The organism is Vibrio sp. 1580 (assembly GCF_033340055.1).
This window is the reverse complement of sequence record NZ_JAWOVT010000147.1, coordinates 1-857: the sequence shown is the minus strand read 5'-3', so window position 1 is coordinate 857 and position 857 is coordinate 1. Positions and strand designations below refer to the sequence as shown.

Sequence of the window (857 nt, the reverse complement as noted above, 5' to 3'; positions counted from 1 at the left end):
TCTCTTTGCAGTGCATAGCCACTTTTCATAATAAGGGGCTGGTCGGCATAAGCAGGATGACACATCACCTCTACCACATCGTAATTCTCTTTTAAGCTAAGAAGGTGTTGCATTAATCCGTCCAAACTTACCTTTTGATCGTAAAACTCATCGGAAAAGAAATAGCTTGTCGTCATTGGTTGATGACAGATACCACTCCCGCGAAGTGGCACGCGGTGCTCTTTCGCGAGTTTCTGAACAATAGGAAGAATCTGGGGGTGCGTATGAGCATGATGATGACTATCAAGATGACTGAGCGTTAGTCCAAGTGACAAGAAGTGATCAATTTGAGCTTTAGCTTCATCGTAAACCGCTTGAGCTTCAAAATCTTGCTTGTTCCACAATTCACTGTATTTGACGAAATGCTTTCTACCATTGGTTAAGTTTGGGTGCTCCGTGAGAGGAGCACCTGCTGTAAACCGTAGATGTACGCCAATTTTTAAGTCTGGATTTTGATGAGCTAACTCGATTGCATTCTGCTCAGCATCCATCCCTACCATCATAGTAGTCGATTTCACGACACCATCTTGATGGGACTTTACAATGCCGTTATTAACACCTTGAGTCAGACCAAAATCGTCCGCATTAAAAATGACTTTCATTGACGCTCTTCCTTAGTATTACAACGCTGTAAGTTTAAATTGAGGCAAATAAGGCGCATTAACCGCTAACAGCTCATCCAATATCGCTTTCGCTCGACCAATGTCTGGCACCAAAGGATTATTCGTTAATGCCATCAATGCTTTGTCGTAGTTACCTTCAACAGCGGCTTCTATCGTCAACTGCTCATAAGCTTTCACTTGATGCAGTAGTCCTTT

The 857-nt window shown here is 42.8% G+C and carries 1 protein-coding gene and 1 pseudogene; both read right to left on the bottom strand.

What is annotated here, in order from left to right; all coding sequences use genetic code 11:
* A partial coding sequence (chbG, locus tag R7093_RS24630; RefSeq protein ID WP_318146940.1) for a chitin disaccharide deacetylase occupies positions 1-641 on the bottom strand: 641 nt, incomplete at its 3' end.
* An 18-nt stretch (positions 642-659) separates the two neighbouring features.
* Positions 660-857: pseudogene (locus tag R7093_RS24625) on the bottom strand (6-phospho-beta-glucosidase); the annotation flags it as partial.